Origin of the sequence: Pyxidicoccus sp. MSG2, from assembly GCF_026626705.1 — a bacterium.
Taxonomy (GTDB): Bacteria; Myxococcota; Myxococcia; order Myxococcales; family Myxococcaceae; genus Myxococcus.
Window position 1 is genome coordinate 2,444,737 of sequence record NZ_JAPNKC010000001.1, and the last position, 17,544, is coordinate 2,462,280.

General features: G+C 69.1%; 14 protein-coding genes. 9 read left to right on the forward strand and 5 right to left on the reverse strand.

Going from position 1 to position 17,544, the window contains the following annotated elements; genetic code table 11:
• Window positions 1–240 precede the first annotated feature (240 nt).
• Entirely contained in the window at window positions 241–1,041 is an 801-nt protein-coding gene (gene ppk2 / locus OV427_RS08700; RefSeq protein ID WP_267855647.1) for a polyphosphate kinase 2, read from the forward strand.
• A gap of 31 nt (window positions 1,042–1,072) precedes the next feature.
• Here the strand turns inward: ppk2 and OV427_RS08705 are convergent, their stop codons facing one another.
• Complete coding sequence (locus OV427_RS08705) at window positions 1,073–2,611, reverse strand: Cof-type HAD-IIB family hydrolase (RefSeq protein WP_267855648.1); 1,539 nt, start codon at window positions 2,609–2,611, stop codon at window positions 1,073–1,075.
• 205 nt (window positions 2,612–2,816) lie between these two features.
• On the opposite strand from OV427_RS08705, the gene OV427_RS08710 reads away from it, so the two are divergent.
• The 3 genes from OV427_RS08710 to OV427_RS08720 are packed head-to-tail and all read left to right on the forward strand — an operon-like array spanning window position 2,817 to window position 7,653.
• Window positions 2,817–3,872, forward strand: coding sequence for a class I fructose-bisphosphate aldolase (locus OV427_RS08710; RefSeq protein WP_267855649.1), 1,056 nt, complete (start codon window positions 2,817–2,819; stop codon window positions 3,870–3,872).
• Window positions 3,873–3,921: 49 nt separating this feature from the next.
• Complete coding sequence (locus OV427_RS08715; RefSeq protein ID WP_267855650.1) at window positions 3,922–6,390, forward strand: phosphoketolase; 2,469 nt, start codon at window positions 3,922–3,924, stop codon at window positions 6,388–6,390.
• A 15-nt stretch (window positions 6,391–6,405) separates the two neighbouring features.
• Complete coding sequence (locus OV427_RS08720; RefSeq protein WP_267855651.1) at window positions 6,406–7,653, forward strand: acetate/propionate family kinase; 1,248 nt, start codon at window positions 6,406–6,408, stop codon at window positions 7,651–7,653.
• Between the two features lie 48 nt (window positions 7,654–7,701).
• Here OV427_RS08720 and OV427_RS08725 read toward each other — a convergent pair whose 3' ends face one another.
• The 4 genes from OV427_RS08725 to OV427_RS08740 all read right to left on the reverse strand — a co-directional run bounded on the left by OV427_RS08725 (window position 7,702) and on the right by OV427_RS08740 (window position 12,611).
• Window positions 7,702–8,046 carry a hypothetical protein gene (locus OV427_RS08725; RefSeq protein ID WP_267855652.1) on the reverse strand — a complete coding sequence of 115 codons (345 nt, stop codon included), beginning with the start codon at window positions 8,044–8,046 and terminating at the stop codon, window positions 7,702–7,704.
• Window positions 8,043–8,804, reverse strand: coding sequence for a DUF2092 domain-containing protein (locus OV427_RS08730; protein WP_267855653.1), 762 nt, complete (start codon window positions 8,802–8,804; stop codon window positions 8,043–8,045). The genes OV427_RS08725 and OV427_RS08730 overlap by 4 nt, the downstream gene beginning before the upstream one ends.
• Window positions 8,805–9,049: 245 nt before the next feature.
• On the reverse strand, window positions 9,050–11,029 hold the full coding sequence (locus tag OV427_RS08735; RefSeq protein ID WP_267855654.1) for a glycoside hydrolase family 15 protein: 1,980 nt from the start codon (window positions 11,027–11,029) through the stop codon (window positions 9,050–9,052).
• A gap of 196 nt (window positions 11,030–11,225) precedes the next feature.
• Complete coding sequence (locus OV427_RS08740) at window positions 11,226–12,611, reverse strand: ROK family protein (protein WP_267855655.1); 1,386 nt, start codon at window positions 12,609–12,611, stop codon at window positions 11,226–11,228.
• A gap of 305 nt (window positions 12,612–12,916) precedes the next feature.
• On the opposite strand from OV427_RS08740, the gene OV427_RS08745 reads away from it, so the two are divergent.
• The 5 genes from OV427_RS08745 to OV427_RS08765 all read left to right on the forward strand — a co-directional run bounded on the left by OV427_RS08745 (window position 12,917) and on the right by OV427_RS08765 (window position 17,525).
• Window positions 12,917–13,492, forward strand: coding sequence for a DUF4136 domain-containing protein (locus OV427_RS08745; RefSeq protein WP_267855656.1), 576 nt, complete (start codon window positions 12,917–12,919; stop codon window positions 13,490–13,492).
• A 218-nt stretch (window positions 13,493–13,710) separates the two neighbouring features.
• A complete protein-coding gene (locus OV427_RS08750) occupies window positions 13,711–14,433 on the forward strand; it encodes an outer membrane beta-barrel protein (protein ID WP_267855657.1) in 723 nt (240 codons plus the stop codon).
• A gap of 227 nt (window positions 14,434–14,660) precedes the next feature.
• Window positions 14,661–15,614, forward strand: a complete 954-nt coding sequence (locus OV427_RS08755; protein WP_267855658.1) for a VOC family protein — start codon at window positions 14,661–14,663, stop codon at window positions 15,612–15,614.
• Window positions 15,615–15,637: 23 nt separating this feature from the next.
• On the forward strand, window positions 15,638–15,823 hold the full coding sequence (locus OV427_RS08760; RefSeq protein ID WP_267855659.1) for a hypothetical protein: 186 nt from the start codon (window positions 15,638–15,640) through the stop codon (window positions 15,821–15,823).
• Between the two features lie 157 nt (window positions 15,824–15,980).
• A complete protein-coding gene (locus tag OV427_RS08765; protein WP_420718351.1) occupies window positions 15,981–17,525 on the forward strand; it encodes an aldehyde dehydrogenase family protein in 1,545 nt (514 codons plus the stop codon).
• Window positions 17,526–17,544: the final 19 nt, after the last annotated feature.

The following is a 17,544-nucleotide window of genomic DNA, read 5'->3' on the forward strand; positions in this document are numbered from 1 at the left end:
GAGACACCTCGGTAGGTGCGGATGATCTGCACTTCGCGGAGCACGCGGAAGTACGAGTTGCCCAACTGCCCCGCGGGGCAATATTCGATGTCCGTTCCCCAGGACTGACACCGACCGGGGGGCGACGTGTCTGTCTCCGTTCGGACAGCGTTTGCGTGTCGCGTCCATATCTCCCGACTGTCTGTCGCGTCCTCGAAGGCACGGATTGCGCGCGTCGAGGGGCCGCATCACCATCAGGTCATGGCACACGTCACTCCCGCGGAGCCCCTGAAGCGCAACGTCTATGAAAAGGAGCTTCGCAAGCTCCAGGCCCGGCTCTGCCTGCTCCAGGAATGGGTCAAGCAGGAGGGAATGCGCGTCGTCGTGGTCTTCGAAGGGCGGGATGCCGCGGGAAAGGGTGGCACGATTCGCGCCATCACCGAGCGGGTGAGTCCCCGGGTGTTTCGAGTGGTGGCCCTCCCGGCGCCTTCGAGCCGGGAGAAGTCCCAGATGTACCTGCAGCGGTATGTGCCGCATTTTCCCGCGGCGGGCGAAATCGTGATTTTCGACCGCAGTTGGTACAACCGGGCCGGAGTCGAACCGGTGATGGGCTTCTGTACTCCCGAAGAGCACGACCGCTTCCTGATTGGCTGTCCCATCTTCGAGAAGTACATGGTCGATAGCGGAATCCTCCTGCTGAAGATCTGGCTCGAGGTCGGCAAGGAGGAGCAGCAGCGGAGGTTCGAAGCACGGATTGACGACCCCCTCCGGCAGTGGAAGCTGAGCCCGATGGACATCAAGTCCTGGACGCGCTGGTACGACTACTCCAAGGCGAGAGACCAGATGCTGGCCGCGACCGACACGCCGGATGCTCCCTGGTACATCCTGCGGTCCGACGACAAGAAGAAGGCGCGGCTCAACTGCATCCGCTTCCTGCTGGACCAGATTCCCCACAAGCGGGTGAAGCGCCCCAAGGTGAAGCTGCCCCGCCGCTCCACGCGTGGCGAGTACGACGACGCCGCCCCGCTCGAGGGGAAGAACTTCATCCCCGACAGGTACTGAGCGCCCGTCCGCGCCGGGACGCGGTGCGTCCTCAGTGCGCTTCCTCCAGCGCGAGGTGCGGGGTGGCTTCCTGCTCGAGGAGGGCGGCGGGGTCGGTCACCACGATGTCCGCGCCGTGGCGGCGCAGCTCGGCGGGCTGGCCCAGCCGGTCGACACCGATGACGTAGGCGAAGTGGGCCGCCCGTGCGGCCGCGATGCCGGCAGGCGTGTCCTCGAAGACGACTGCTTCCTCGGAGCCGACGTCGAGGGCCCGGGCGGCCGCGCGGTAGAGCTCGGGGGGCGCCGTGGCGTCGAGCCGCGCGTCGAAGAGGTCCGCGATGCCGGCCGACCGGAGCATCTCATCGCAGTGCCTGCTCGGGGAGACGACCGCGGTCCGAAGGCCGGCCGCGCGCGCCGCCTGGGCGTAGCGAACCGCTCCCTCATACGTCTCCGCCTGCTCCTGCCGGAGCAGCTCCACCAGGACCGCGGCCTTGCGGTCGTTCAGCGCGCGAACCGTGCTCTCCGGCAGCACGATGTCGCGGGAGTCGAGGAACGCGCGGAGGTCCTCCAGGGGCGGCTTGCCGTCGAAGTAGCGGCTGTAGTCGCGCACCAGGTCGAAGGGGATGAAGGGCTGCCCCGAGGCTCGCGCACGCTGCCGCAGGTAGTAGTCGCACAGCTGCTTCCAGGCCCGGGCGTGGAGGCTGGAGGTCTGGGTGAGGACGCCATCGAGACCGAAGAGGCAGGCGCGCGTACGGGGCGGAAGCCCCAGCCGCGTCCGTGCGCGAGGCGGCTGGCCCAGGATGAAGGAGTCGACCGCGTAGGCGAACCCGTCCTCTTCGTTGGAGCGCGTGACGTGGCGCGCGAACCGCTGGACCTCGGGACTGGCGTTGCCCATGGCGATGCCCAGGCCGGCGGTGGTCAGCATGGGCAGGTCGTTGGACATGTCCCCGATGGCGGCAATCTGCTCGAGCGGAAGCTGGAGCAGGCGTGAGGCCTCACGCACGACCATTCCCTTGTTCGCTTCGGGGTGCGTGACGTCGAGATAGTAGGGCGTCGAACGTGCCGCCGACGCTTCGGTGCCCAGTCGCATGGAGAGCTCGGCCTCGCAACGCGCGACCAGCGCCGTGTCCTCGCTCACACCGACGAGCTTGATGGGGGCGTCCAGCACTCGGCGCAGGTCCGCGATGACGACCGGGTCGAACCCGACGTTGTTCCGCTCGCGCGGCGCGCGGAACGCCTCGGGGTCGCGGAGGAACCAATCGGTCCCCTGGTATACCCAGACATCCAGGCCCGCCTGGAGCATGTAGTCGACAGCCTGCCTGGCAATGTCGGGAGGAATCGTCCGCTGCTCCAGCACCGTCGTGAGGTCGGGCTTGACGTACATGCCACCGTTGAAGGCGGCCACGGGGGCGGTGAGCTTCAGTGCCGCCACCAGCCCCGCCATCCCGCGCGGTGGCCGCCCGCTCGTGACGGTGAACATGACGCCGCTGGCACGCAGCCGGTCGACTGCCTCACAGGTCCGCGCGGTGAGGACCTTGTCCTGCGTCACCATGGTCCCGTCGATGTCCGCGATGAGCAACTTGATGGTCATGGCTGTCTCCAGCGCCCACCCGCTGCTGCCACCGCGAGCCGGGCGTTGCCAGTTACGACTGAGTCCTGAATCAAGGTGGCATCGCAACCTGGGCAACACCATCCTGCCCATTCCTCCGGGGCAGGCTCGTTGCCAACCGCCCCCCCGCTGGTTGCCGGCGTTCCAGCAGGCGCCCAGGTTCTCTTCCGGTGAATGGGAGGAACACATGCCGACGATGCCAGGGCTTGGTGAAACCGCGCGAGCAATCGTTGCTGACGGAAAGGGCATCCTGGCGGCGGACGAGACAGTCTCCACCATCACGAAGCGCCTGACCGCGCGCGAAATCGAGTCGACCGCGGACAGCCGCCGCGCGTACCGCGAGATGCTCTTCAGTACGCCCGACATCGCCCCATTCATCGGCGGTGTCATCCTGCAGGATGAGACCATCCGGCAGGACAGCTCGACGGGCATCCCGCTGGTGGACCTGCTGGCCGGCCGCGGCATCATCCCCGGCATCAAGGTGGACGCCGGCGTCCACCCCCTGGCTGGCGCGCCGGGAGAGTTCGTCACGGAAGGACTCGACGGGCTCCGCGCGCGGTTCGAGGAGTACCGCGAATTGGGTGCGCGCTTCGCCAAGTGGCGCGCGGTCTTCGTCATCCGCGACGGGATGCCGACCGGGAGGTGCATCTACGCGAATGCACACGCGCTCGCACGTTACGCCGCCCTCTGCCAGGAGCAGGGCCTGGTGCCCATCGTGGAGCCGGAAGTCCTGATGGAGGGAGCGCACGGGCTCGAGCGGTGTGAGGACGTGACGGGGCGCGTGCTGCAAGCGGTCTTCGACGAGCTCTTCGACGCGCAGGTGTCCCTGGAAGGGATGTTGCTCAAGCCGAACATGATCACCGCGGGCCAGGGGTTCTCCCGGCAGGCCACGGTGAAGCAGGTGGCGGAGGCGACGTTGCGCACCCTGACGCGCCATGTGCCGCCCGCGGTCCCCGGCATCGTCTTCCTGTCCGGCGGACAGGACCATGTCCTGGCCACCGAGCACCTCAACGCCATCAATGAACTGGACCGTCCGAAGCCCTGGAAGCTGACCTTCTCCTACGGACGCGCGCTGCAGGACGAGGCGCTCGCGGCCTGGCAGGGCCGGCGGGAGAACGTGCCTGCCGGCCAGCAGGCATTCCAGCACCGCGCCTGGTGCGACAGCGCGGCGGCCCAGGGCAGGTACAGCAGCGACATGGAGGGCGCGGCGTTCGCCCGGGCAGAGGCGCCCCCCTCCATCTAGCGCCAACCCGACTCAACGCTCCAAACGCAACACGGATGGGAGGCATGTCATGGCACACCCGGTAGGGACGGGAGAATCGGAGTACGCGCCGCCGCGGACGGCGAGAGAGCAGGGCCAGGGGCCCTCCGCACCCGGCAGGGAACGGACCCGGGGCGGTGGACCGCTGACCGCCCGGGAAGTGGAGTTGATGAACGCGTACTGGCGGGCGTGCAACTACCTCTCGGTGGGGATGATCTACCTCCAGGACAACCCGCTGCTGCAGCGGCCCCTGGTGCCGGAGGACGTGAAGCACCGGCTGCTCGGCCACTGGGGCGCGAGCCCGGCGCTCTCGTTCACCTGGATTCATCTGAACCGGCTCATCGTCGAGCAGGACCTCGACGTCATCTTCGTGGCCGGGCCGGGCCACGGCGCCCCGGGCGTGCTCGGGCCGGCGTACCTCGAGGGCACCTACTCGGAGGTCTATCCGGACAAGAGCCTGGACGCGGAGGGGATGCGGAAGTTCTTCAAGCAGTTCTCCTTCCCCGGTCACATCGGCAGCCACGTCACGCCGGAGACGCCGGGCTCCATCCATGAAGGTGGCGAGCTCGGTTACAGCCTCTCCCACGCGTACGGCATGGCCTACGACAATCCCGACGTCATCGTCGCCTGCGTCGTGGGTGACGGCGAAGCGGAGACCGGGCCGCTCGCGACGGCCTGGCACTCGAACAAGTTCATCAACCCCGTGCGGGACGGCGCCGTGCTGCCCATCCTGAACCTCAACGGGTACAAGATCGCCAACCCGACCATCCTCTCCCGCATCAGCCAGGAAGAGCTGGAGGCCCTGTTCGTCGGCTACGGCTACAAGCCCTACTTCGTCGAGGGCAGCGACCCGGCCGAGATGCACCAGAAGATGGCGGAGACCCTGGAGCGCGCCGTCGAGGAGATTCGCGCCCTGCAGAAGAAGGCACGGCAGACGGACACCCCGACCCGGCCGCGCTGGCCGATGATCGTCCTGCGCTCGCCCAAGGGGTGGACCGGACCGAAGGAGCTGGAGGGGCACAAGCTGGAGGGCTACTGGCGCTCACACCAGGTCCCCTTCGGCGACGTGCGGGCCAACCCGGCGCATCTGAAGGCGCTCGAGGACTGGATGCGCAGCTACCGGCCCGAAGAGCTGTTCGACGAGCAGGGACGGCTGATGCCGGAGCTCCGGTCGCTTGCGCCCAAGGGCATCCGGCGGATGAGCGCGAACCCGCACGCCAACGGCGGCCTGCTTCGCAAGGCGCTCAATCTGCCCGACTTCCGCGACTATGCGGTCAAGGTCGGCACGCGCGGCACCCAGCTGCATGAGAACACGAAGCCGCTCGGCGAGTTCCTGCGTGACGTCATGCGCAACAACATGACGAGCTTCCGCGTCTTCGGCCCGGATGAGACCGCCTCGAACCGGCTCCAGGCCATCTACGAGGTGAGCAAGAAGACCTGGATGGCCGACCTGCTGCCGGAGGACTCCGACGGGGGCGAGCTCGCGCGCGACGGCCGCGTCATGGAGATGCTGTCGGAGCACACGCTGCTCGGCTGGCTCGAGGGGTATCTGCTCACGGGGCGCCACGGCTTCTTCCACACGTATGAGGCGTTCGCCCACGTCATCGACTCCATGTTCAACCAGCACGCCAAGTGGTTGGACATCAGCAAGAACCACGTGAAATGGCGGGCGCCCGTCGCCTCGGAGAACATCCTCCTGTCCTCGACGGTGTGGCGACAGGACCACAACGGGTTCTCCCATCAGGACCCGGGGTTCATCGACCTGGTGACCAACAAGTCCGGCTCCGTCACGCGCATCTACCTGCCTCCGGACGCCAACACGCTGCTGGTGGTGGCGGACCAGTGCCTGCGCAGCACCGACTGCGTCAATGTCATCGTCGCGGACAAGCAGAAGCACCTGCAGTTCACCAGCATCGACGAGGCCATTGCCCACTGCGCCAAGGGGATGGGCATCTGGGCGAGGGCCAGCACGGACGCGGACGCGGAGCCGGATGTCATCATGGCCAGCTGCGGCGACGTCGCGACGCAGGAGGCCCTGGCCGCCGCCTCCATCCTGCGCGCACGCGCACCGGGCCTGAAGCTGCGCTTCGTCAACATCGTCGACCTGTTCAAGCTGCAGTCGGAGGCGGACCATCCGCACGGGTCCAGCCGACGCGAGATAGAGAGCCTGTTCCCGCCGGGCAAGCCGATCATCTTCAGCTTCCACGGCTATCCCTCGCTCATCCACAAGCTGGCCTATCGCTACATCGACCACGAAGACCTGCACGTGCATGGCTACAAGGAGAAAGGCAACATCAACACGCCTTTCGAGCTGGCCATCCTGAACGAGACGTCCCGCTTCCACCTGGTCATCGACGTCATCGACCGGGTGCCGGGGATGCATGCGAAGGCAGGACACCTCAAGGAAGAGATGAAGAACGCCATCATCTCCAACCTGGCCTACGCGCACGAGCACGGCAGGGACCGGCCTGAAATCGCGGACTGGACCTGGCCGGACTGAGAGAGAGGCTCACACATGGAGCAGCGACCGTTCGAAACGGGGGACGTGCCGGACGCGCTGCTCGTGCTCAACGCCGGTTCCTCGAGCCTGAAGTTCTCCGTCTTCCTCGAGGAGGAGCCCCTGCGGCTCCTCCTCCGAGGGGAGTTCGAGGAGCTGTCGACCCATCCGCGGTTCGTCGCGCACGCGGAGGGTGCCGTCATCGGTGAGAAGGACTGGGCCGCCGGAACGCGGCTCGGGTACGAGGGCGCCACCGACTTCCTGTTCACCTGGGGTCGAGGGGGCGTCCTCGGCGGGCACCGGATCGCCGCCGTCGGACATCGCGTGGTCCATGGCGGCATGCGGTTCTCCGGGCCCGCCCTCATCGACGCGGCGACCCTGGAGGAGTTGGAAGCGCTCATCCCGCTGGCGCCGTTGCACCAGCCCCACTGCGTGGAAGCGATTCGCGCCGTCATGCGGACGGCACCATGGGTGCCGCAGGTCGCCTGCTTCGATACCGCATTCCACCGCACCCAGCCGCCCGTGGCCCAGGCCTTCGCCCTGCCCCGGCGTTATGCCGAGGAGGGCATCCGCCGCTACGGGTTCCATGGGCTTTCCTACGAGTACATCGCCTCCACGCTGCCGCGCACGGCGCCCGCGGCCGCCGAGGGACGCACGGTGGTCGCGCACCTCGGGAACGGCGCGAGCCTGTGCGCCCTGCTCCGGGGACGCAGCGTGGCGACCACCATGGGCCTCACCGCCCTGGACGGGCTCATGATGGGCACCCGCTGCGGTGCCATCGACCCCGGGGTCCTGCTGTACCTGATGGACCGGCACGGCATGGACGCGCGCGCGCTGGAGCGACTCCTCTACCAACAATCCGGCCTGCTGGGCGTCTCCGGCGAGTCCAGCGACATGCGGGAGCTGCTCGACAGCACCAGTGCCGCCGCCGCCGAGGCACTGGAGTTGTTCGTCTACCGCATCCATCGCGAGCTCGCCTCGCTCGCGGCGGCGCTGCACGGACTGGACGCCGTCGTCTTCACGGGCGGCATTGGCGAGCACGCCGCGCCGATTCGCGAGCGCGTCTGTCGCGCCGCGGGCTGGCTCGGGCTGGAGCTGGATGAAGAGGCCAATGCTCGTGGCGGCCCCTGCATCACCCGGCCTGGCAGCCGCGTCTCCGCCTGGGTGATTCCCACGGATGAAGAGACGATGATTGCCCACCACACCCGGCGCGTGCTGAGCGCAACGAGCCTGGAGCCCGGTCCGCGGGCTCCAGGCAGCAGGTGAGCGGGGCGTAACCAGGGGCCCGGGCGCCTCGCGCCGCGGGCCCGGGCCTCACAGGGTCGTCGGGACGTACACGAGGTTGGTGCCCTGGTAGGAAGGCCTGTAATACGTGCCGCCGCACTGGTGGTAGGTGACGCCGGCATTGACGACGTTGACGCAGCCGGTGGGCAGCGTGGACAGCACCGCGGCGGTTCCCACCGCGGCGGTTCCCACCACGGCGGCGGTCCCCACGGCCGCCGCGCCGACGACGGCCGTCCCATAGACGGCCCGACGCGTGGTGCGACGGGCCACACCCGCGACGCTCACGGGCGTCAGCGGCCTGCCAACCACGGCCAGGACCTCGCCCGAGACGAGCACGAGTGTCAGCGTGAGAGCGGAGAAATGGGCGCGTTTCATTTCGTATCTCCTTGCGTCCCCTTGCGGGACGACACCTCGAGGAAGTCGATGCGTTCGGCGTCGCCGGGCGGCGAGAAGCGGAACACGTCGTTGCCGAAGCGGGGCGAGAAGTCCCACTCCGAGAGCTCGACGACGAACTCGGGCAGGCCCTCGACCTTCTTCGAGACAATCACGAGCTTGCGCGGCACGGGCACCGGCCCGTCTTCAATCCACAACTGCCAGTCCGTCTCGTTTCCGCGAAACGCCAGGTGTTGGCAGGGAACGCCGCGGACGACGCTCGGTCCCAGGTTGCTTCCCGAGACGACGTCCTCCATCAGGACCTTGGCGGGGTTGCTGTAGAGCAGGTCCGCCCCGGGCGCCTCGATGTCCAGCTTCTCGCGCGCCGCATCGATGGCCTCGTCGATGTTCGGCGGGGCGTCGGCGGTCGCGTAGTAGCGGGACTTCTTGCCGAACAGGGTGAAGGTGCGCCCGTCGTAGAAGAACGAGAGGTCCGCCACCTCTCCGCGCCGGTCGCTCCGGAGCTTGTCGGGCCGCTGGAGCCGGACGGTGCTCGAGAAGTCGAACTCCTGCTTCTCTCCCGTCTTGAGCACGACCTCTATCGAGCCATCCGTCTGGACGCTGAACCGCTGCTGGCTGGCGAGGAAATCACTCATCTTCTCCACCAGCGCGCGGGCCTTGGGGTCGACGACAGGCTTCTGGGCCTTCTCGGCCTCAGGAGGCGCGGCCCCGGCGATTCCGCCGGCAAGTGTGGCGAGCACCGCAATGGAACACACCCACCGCCGCGAGCGCGTGGCGGTTGAAAGGCTTCGTCCGCATGGCATTGGTTTCCCCATTTCTGCCTCCGGCCGCGGTCCACGGAGCCCTGGATGGCAGGGCTCCGGACTCGCGGGCTGTGTGAAAGCTGAGGTGCGGTCCGTCCAGAATCAACCACCCGGCGGGAGCCGCACCCGACGCCCGCTGCCCTCCGCGCGCCCGGGCGCGGGCGGGCAGCAGGCGGGTCCGCTCAGGTTGGAGACGACGGCTCCGAGGGCGGGACGGTGGCGCGCTCGTTCGCCTCGCGGGGCGCGGGTCCCGCGATGACCGCGGGGGCGCGGCCCTCTCTCCGGGCCGCGCGGGCGTTCTCGATGTTGATGATGGCCTGGATGAGCCCCGCATGGCTGAAGGCCTGGGGCACGTTTCCCAGGGCCTCGTGCTTCACGGGGTCTATCTCCTCGGCGAGCAGGCCCAGGTCATTCACGTACTCCAGCACCTGCCCGAGCCGCTCCTCGGCCCGCTCCACGTCGCCGCGGACCGCGAAGCACGTGGTCAGCCACAGCGTGCAGAAGGCGAACGTGCCCTCCTCGCCGGGCAGTCCGTCCTTGCGTTCGATGTAGCGGTAGACGTGGCCATGGCGCGTCAGCTCCTTGTCGATGCGCTCCACCGTCGCCGTCACGCGCGGGTCGTCCGGGGGCAGGAAGCCGCTGAGCAGCACCTGGAGGCCCGTGGCGTCCAGCGCCTTCTGTCCGAAGGTCTGCACGAAGGCGCCGGTGTCCGGGTCCACGCCCTGCGTTTCAATGGCCTGCCGCAGCTCGTCCCGCGCGCGCCGCCAGCCGTCGAGGTCCGGCTTCAGCTCGGGGAGGGGCTCGAAGAGGGTGATGGCGCGGTCCAGCGCCACCCACGCCATCAGCTTGGAGAACACGAAGTGCTGCCGGCCGCCGCGCGTCTCCCAGATGCCGTCATCGGGCTCCTTCCACCGGCTCGCCGCGGTGTCCGCCACCTGCCGGATGAAGTCCATCCAGAAGCGGCTGCGGGGGTCCGCCATCTGCGCCTCGTAGTTGATGCCCAGGTTTCGGATGAGGCCGTACATCACCCCGATGAGCTCACCGTAGGTGTCCATCTGGAGCTGGTCGAACGCGCCGTTGCCGGTGCGTACCGGACGGCTGCCCCGGTAGCCGTCCAGGAAGTCCAGGTCGTTCTCCTGGAGGAAGCGCTCGCCGCCGATGCCGTAGAGAATCTGCAGCTCGTCGGTGCGGCCCGCCGTGGTGGAGAGGAGGAAGCGGCCGAACTGGCGCGCCTCCTGCCGGTAGCCGAACATGCCCAGCGCCGCGATGAGCACCGAGGAGTCCCGCAGCCAGCTGAACCGGTAGTCCCAGTTGCGCACGCCGCCCACCTCCTCGGGCAGGGACGTGGTGGCCGCGGCGATGATGGCGCCCGTGTCCGCGTAGGTGAGCCCCTTGAGGACGAGCAGGCTGCGCACCACCAGGTCGCGGTGGGGTCCCGCATACGTGCACCGGCCGGCCCAGGAGCGCCACCAGGACTCCGTGCGCTCCACGCGCGTGCGCAGGTCCGCCGGCTCCAGCCGCTCCGGCTTCATGCGGTGCGGGCGCTCCCACTGGAGGGCAATCTCGCGCGTGTCACCGGCCCGCAGCACCTCGCGGGCGTCGCAGCCGCCCTTCGCGTCGGAGGTGATGCGGCCGAGGTTGCACTGCAGGAGCAGCGAGTCCGCGCCGCCGAACACGACGGCGAGGTCATCCGCGAGGGGATGGAGATAGGGCGTGGTGCGGCCGAAGTCGAAGCGCGGTGAGAAGGTGACGGCCACCTCCACCTCGCCCTTCTCGCACCGGACCAGGCGGATGAGGAGGTGCCGGGGCTGGGTGACAGCGAGCTTCCCGGACTCACGCTCGTCCTCCCAGCAGGGCAGGCAGTCGGTGACGGTGATGACGCCCGTGTCGGTGGTGAAGCGCGTCTCCAGGACATTTGTATCCGGCAGGTAGCGCCGGGTGATGGTGGAGGGGGCCACGGGAGCGATGCGGAAGAAGCCGCCCTTCTCGCGGTCCAGCATGCAGGCGAAGACGGGGTTGTTGTCGAAACGATGGAAGCACATCCATTCCAGCGTTCCGTCACGGGCAACCATGCCCAGCGAGTGGCAGTCGCTCAGGAAGGCATAGTCGGAGATGGGAGGATAGGGGGTCCCCGCGGGGCGTACTGATGTCTTGGAGGTCATGTGCCACACGCTGTGCATGTGGATGAAGGGAGTGAATCGCCCTGGGGACGGTGGCGTGTCCGTGCGCCTGCCCGCGACGGAGCGGTCCCGCGCACGCACGCGCGCCACGGTTCGCGGGCGGGTCGGGCAGGCGTGCGCGGCCTGCGCCGGGCGCCCGCTCCCCTTCCCGCTCCGCGTTCGAGTCGGTGGGGACGTCCTACGGCTTCGGCCTCGCGGGCAGGCTGGCCGCGGCAATGGCCTGCCCGTGGCGCTTGTCCTTCTCGCTCGGCATCCGCAGGTCCACGCGGGCGGCGAGCTCCGGGAACTCGATGCGCAGCACCTCCCGCGCCGTGTCGAGCATGATGGCGCCGCCCCGCCCGGACGTGACGCGCCCGAGGACGAGCACGTGGCGGAAGTCATAGACACTCGCGAGGTGGCCCAGCGCATAACCCAGATAGGCGCCGAGCGTGAGGTACACGTCCACGGCCCGCTCGTCGCCCTTCAGCATCAGCTCCTGCAACTGCCTCAGCCGCGCGGGAAGCGGCAGCTCGCCAGGGACGGTGATGCCGGCCGGCTCGAGCAGCCTTCCCACGGCCTGCTGCGAGAGGTACTGCACGCAGCAGCCCTCGTCGCCGGACCACTCGTCGCGCGGGGCGCCGGCGCGGTAGTCGATGGGGACGAAGGCAATCTCGTTGAGCCAGGGGGTGACGCACTTCTCACCGGTGACGTAACCGCCCGCGGTGCTGGTGCCGAGCGCGATTCCCAGCACGCCACCACCGTCGTCGATGGACATGGAGCCGAGCAGCGCGGCGACGTCCCCGTCGTTGACCACGTCGAACGGGACGTCGTTCCAGGCGTGCCGGAGGTCGCGGAAGATGTTCCTCACGCGCTGCTCGAAGAGCTCGGGGGGGATTCCCCGGAACAGCGAGGAGAAACGCACCTGGTTGTCGACGTAGACGCCCGCGGCGCTGCCTCCGATGGCGTCGACCCGGGGAAGGTGCTCCGCCGCGCGGCGCAGCGAGTCCATGATGCCGTCCCAGTGATACCGGGGGTCCGGCTGGTGGTACGGGTCCCACTCCACCTCCTCGCTCCAGACCACGTGGCCGTCGATGATGGCGGCCACCTTGCGGTCGCTGCCTCCCAGGTCGAAGCCAATGCGGCAGCCGTCGAGGTGGCCTCCCAACGAGGCGCTGCCCGAGCGCTCCGGCGGCAACTCGCGAGCCGCCACCACTTCGATGGGATGGCCGTAGACGCTCTCGCCGACGATGCGCGAGTCGAAGCGGCCGGTCGGGCTCTCGCGGAAGTGCGCGCGAAGCTCCGCGACCAGTGGGGCGGGCGCGTCGAGGTGGATGCGAAAGCCGCCGCGCGCCCAGAGTGAGAGCTTGACCAGTCGCTCGAGCATCCTGAAGTTCGCGGTGGCGAGGGCATCCCCCTCCGGGAGCAGGTCCGCCGTGAAGTGTGAAGTCGCGCCGTCCTTCTGCTCGAGGGCGAAGCGCACCCGCACCGGCTGCCCGGTCTCTCTCGCGCGCTGCTGCCAGGCACGCCAGGCGAGCGCGGCCGGACGGAACAGCGGGTCGAGCACCGGCACGACCTTCGGAGTCACGAGCGCCGAACTCCAGTGGGCATCCACAATCGCGGGGGGTGGGAGCATGCCCCAAAGCTGGGGACCGCTGTCCGCGGGTTCAAGCTCACGCACGCCCTGCCGACGCTGCGAGCGCCCTCCTCCCCTGGCCTGAAACACGCCGCGGCCCAGGGGTTGGGGTGCGGGAAGCGGAGGCCCGGAGGCTGCCTCCCCCGGACTTCCGTCAGGGGCCGACGGGCGGGCGGGACTCGGCACCCCTGCCGTGCCGCGCGCAATGTCAGGAGGCCGACGGCGCGCGCCTCGGCGCCAACCCCTAGGAGACGCCCATGCGGCTGCCGCTTCGTATCGCTCCGTTCCTGCTGGGCCTGATGCTCGCCGCCTGCGCGGGCATCGAGGTCAACACCCACTACGACCCCAAGTCCGTGCCGCAGCTCGAGAGCTTCCGCACCTACGCCTGGTTGCCGCAGCCGGAGGGCAAGGACCCACGCGTCTACAACGACATCATCGACTCCTACATCCGGCAGGCGGTGGACCAGGAGCTGCAGGGGCGCGGCTACAAGCAGGTGGAGGCGAACGCCAATCCAGACTTCCGCATCGGGTGGCAGGGCGCCATCGACTCGAAGGTGGACGTCTCGACGGTGAACTCCTACTACGGCTACGGCTGGGACCCGTATTGGAACCCCTACTACGGGGGCGTCGGGATGCCGTACACCCACGTGTACGAGTACGAGCAGGGCACCATCATCCTCGACGTGGTGGACGCGAAGGCGAACAAGCTCGTCTGGCGCGGCACGGCCCAGGCGGAGGTGAACGAGAACCCGTCTGCTTCACGCACCCAGCAGCGCATCGGAGAGGCCGTGAACGAGATGCTGTCGCGCTTCCCGCCCAAGGCCGAGAAGTGAGCGCGTGCCCGCCCGCCCCTCCCCGGTGGCCGGCGGGCGCGTTGCGCTCCTGACGCACCCGACACTGAAATGCAGATGCAATGACATGACGACAGACGCCGGGCCGGGGTTGGACTCACGCCCCCCTGCCCGGCCCTCCCTGGGGGGGCGGTGTGCGGACAGGCGGCCCGTCCCCACGCTCCCGGCACCACGTAGTCCGGTGTCACAAGGAGGTCTTCATGCGGTTGCATACCTTGCTTCCCCTCGCCCTGCTGGCGCTCACCGTGCCTCGGGGCGTGTCTGCCCAGACGACGTCTGGCTCGGACGCATCCATGGTGGGCTTTGAAACGCAGGCGAGTGAAGGGCCCGTGCGGCACTTCATGTTCAACGCAGGCGGCGGCGCCAACTTCCCCATCTCCGACGCGGGGGACCGCTTCAAGACGGGCGGCGGCTTCCAGTTGGGCGCCGGCTTCCAGTTCACGAGGAACCTCGGCATCACGGGCGAGTACTACTTCAGCGCCCATGACATCCAGGCCGACGTGCTCACCGGGACTGGCGTCGACGGCAACCACTACATGCAGTACGGAAGCCTCAACGCCGTCTGGAACGTGATGCCCCGCAGCCCCTTCGGCTTCTACCTCATCGCCGGGCCGGGCCTGTACTACCGCAAGGTGGAGCTGACGCAACTGGCGGGCGTCGCGGCCGTCCCGTACTGCGACCCGTGGCTGTACTACTGCGCCACGGACGTGGTGCCGGTGACGGAGATTCTCGGCTCGCGCAGCAGCACGGACTTCGGTCTCAGCGGCGGCATCGGCGTCACCCTGAAAATCTATGGGGACCTGCGCCTCTACCTGGAGGGCCGCTACCACTACATCTTCGGCCCGAGCTTCACCCTGCCGGACGGCAGCTCGCGCAACGCCGACGGCCAGTACCTGCCGGTCAACTTCGGTATCCGCTACTGAAGATGCGCGCGCGGCGGGAGGAGGACGCCCGGCAGGCCACGGGCGTCCACTTCCAGCCCGGCGTCCCGACCCTGGAGGAGCAGGGCCCTGTCCAAAGCGGACAGGGCGCTCGTCCCGGAGGCTGCGCGACTTGCCCCGCGTGCTCCCTCGCCCCATACCTTGGGGACTGTCCGGCCGCATCCCGCCGGCTGTCCGCCCCGAGCAACTCGGGCCGCGGAGAAGGAGCAATGATGGAATCGCCTGGCAAGGCCCGGCTTCGCGGTGGAGTGGTGCTGGTGCTGGGACTGTGCGCGCTGGGCGGCGTCCTCTCCGCCGTGGCCGGCTGTGTCACCACCGTCACGGCCGCCCCCGCACCGGCCGCCGCGTCCCGGGAGGGCGGCCTCGTGCTCTCCCCGAAGCCGCTCTACGGGAAGTTCGTCTGGCATGACCTCGTCACGCAGAACCCCGCCGCCGTCAAACGCTTCTACAGCCAGTTGCTCGGCTGGGAGTTCCAGGACGTGGCGGGCAGCAAGCGGCCCTACTCGCTCATCAAGGCGGAGGGGCGCTTCATCGGCGGCATCGTCCAGCCCACCGGCGTGGGCAAGGGCGAGTACTCGCAGTGGCTGGGCTACCTCTCCGTGCCCGACGTGGACCGCGCGGTGAGCCAGGTCCGCGCGGGCGGCGGCAAGGCCCTGGTGGGGCCGGAGGACGTACAGAACATCGGTCGGGCCGCGGTGGTGACGGACCCGCAGGGGGCTCCGCTGGGCTTCGTGCGCTCCGAGCCCGGGGACCCGGCCGACATGGGCCTGCCCACGGCCGGGCAGATTCTATGGATGGAGTATCTGGCCGATGACGCCGTCGCGGCCGTGGACTTCTACAAGGGGCTGCTCGGCTACACGGTGGAGGAGCGCAACCAGCACGGCGGCATCTACTACGTCCTCAAGGACGGTGAGCACCCCCGCGCCGGCGTCCTGCGCAAGCCCGTGGAGCGCGTGAAGCCCAACTGGCTCACCTACGTCCGGGTGGATGACCCGGCGGCGGTCGCCGCGCGGGTGGAGGAGCTCGGCGGCCGCGTGGTGATGGCGCCCCGGCCCGAAGTGCGGGGAGGTTCGCTGGCGCTCATCGCCGACCCGAGCGGAGCGGTGCTCGCCCTGCAGAAATTCCCGTTCGAGGACACCGGGGCCCCGGCGGCCTCCAAGTGATTGCCTTTCGAGGAGAACGCCCCATGTCCCCGAGCAAGTCCTTCCGTCACGCCGCGTGGCTCCTGCTGCTCGGCGGCGCCCTGATGACCTCCGGCTGTGCGAATGCCCAGGTCGGCGTGGGCTTCGGCGTCGCGGTGCCCGCGCCCTGGGGCGGGGTGGGCGTGGGCACCTCCACCGGCTGGTATGGCGGCCCGCGCTGGTATCCTTGAGCGGATGGCGCCCTGGGACGAGCGCATCGCCTGAAAGGCGACGACGGGTGTGACCCGGGAGCGGCGGTTGCCTCGCGCTGCGCTGGCACCCAGGTTGACACCGTGAGCCAGTGCAGAGGTGGACTACCGGCCTGGCGTTCTCGAGGGGGGCATGCCCATGGCGAGTACGGTGCCTGCATACGCGGAGTGGTCCAAGCTGGAGCGTCGGATTCGCGCGCTCGTCCCCGAGGCCTTCGACCCCTCGGGCCGGGTGCTCAACCTCGTCGGAGGCGCCTGGGGACATCCGGGGAAGGGCAAGCCCTACCTGTCTCCGGTGGACGGCACCGTGCTGGGGCGCCTGCCCATGGTGGATGCCAACACCGCGCGGACCGCCGCGAGCGCCGCCGCGGCGGAGGCCAGGACCTGGGCCCGGGAGGAGCTCGACGTCCGCCGCGAGCGCGTCTCGCGGTGCCTGGCCCTGCTGCGTGAGCAGCGCGAGCTGCTGGCCCTCATCCTGGCCTGGGAGATTGGCAAGCCCGTGCCCCAGGCGCGCGTCAGCGTGGACCGCTGTATCAGCGGCGTGGAGTGGTACGTCTCCCAAATCGAGCCGATGCTGGATGGCCGCCGGCCGCTGGGGCTCATCTCCAACATCGCCTCCTGGAACTACCCGCTGTCCGTGCTGGTCCATGCCGTGCTGGTCCAGGTCCTCGCGGGCAACAGCGCCATCGCGAAGACGCCCACGGATGGGGGCCTGTATTCGCTGACGCTCTGCATGGCGCTGGCGCGCCGCTGCGGGCTGCCTGTCTCGCTCATCAGCGGCTCCGGCGGGCAGCTCAGCGACGCGCTGGTGCGCAATCCGGACATCGCCTGCCTGTCCTTCGTGGGTGGCAAGGCGAACGGGCGGGACATCGCCGCCAGCCTCTATGACCGCAACAAGCGCTACATGCTGGAGATGGAGGGGGTGAACACCTACGGCATCTGGCACTTCAGCGACTGGGAAGGCCTGGCGAAGCAGCTCAAGAAGGGCTTCGAGTACGGCAAGCAGCGCTGCACGGCCTACCCGCGCTTCGTGGTGGAGCGCGGCCTCATGCCGCGCTTCCTGGAGACGTACCTGCCCGTCGTCTCCGCGCTGAAGGTGGGCCATCCCCTGCTGGCCGAGTCGCCCGACGGAGCGCCTCCCGCGCTCGACTTCGGACCGCTCATCAACAGTCAGAAGGTGGAGGAGCTGCACGGGCTGATGAGCGAGGCGGAGGCGCGCGGCGCCGTGCCCCTCTTCGCCGGGCGCCTGGAGCCGGAGCGCTTCCTGCCGGAGCAGGACGTGTCCGCGTACCTGGCCCCGCACGCGCTGCTGCACGTGCCGCGCAACTGCAAGCTCTACCACGGCGAGCCCTTCGGCCCCGTGGACACGCTGGTGGTCGTGGACAGCGAGGAGGAGCTCGTCGCCGAGATGAACGTGTCCAACGGCGCGCTGGTATCCACCATCGCCTGCGACGAGCCGGAGACGTGCCGCCGCATCGCCGGCGAGCTGCGGGCCTTCAAGGTGGGGCACAACCTGCAGCGCTCGCGCGGGGACCGGGAAGAAGTGTTCGGCGGCATTGGCGGCTCGTGGAAGGGCTGCTTCGTGGGCGGGCCGTTGCTGGTCCAGGCCGTCACGGAGGGCCCTCCGGACGAGCGGCTGTACGGCAACTTCCACGACTACACGCAGCTTCCGGATGGGCGCTGACGCAGGCTCCACTCCCGGC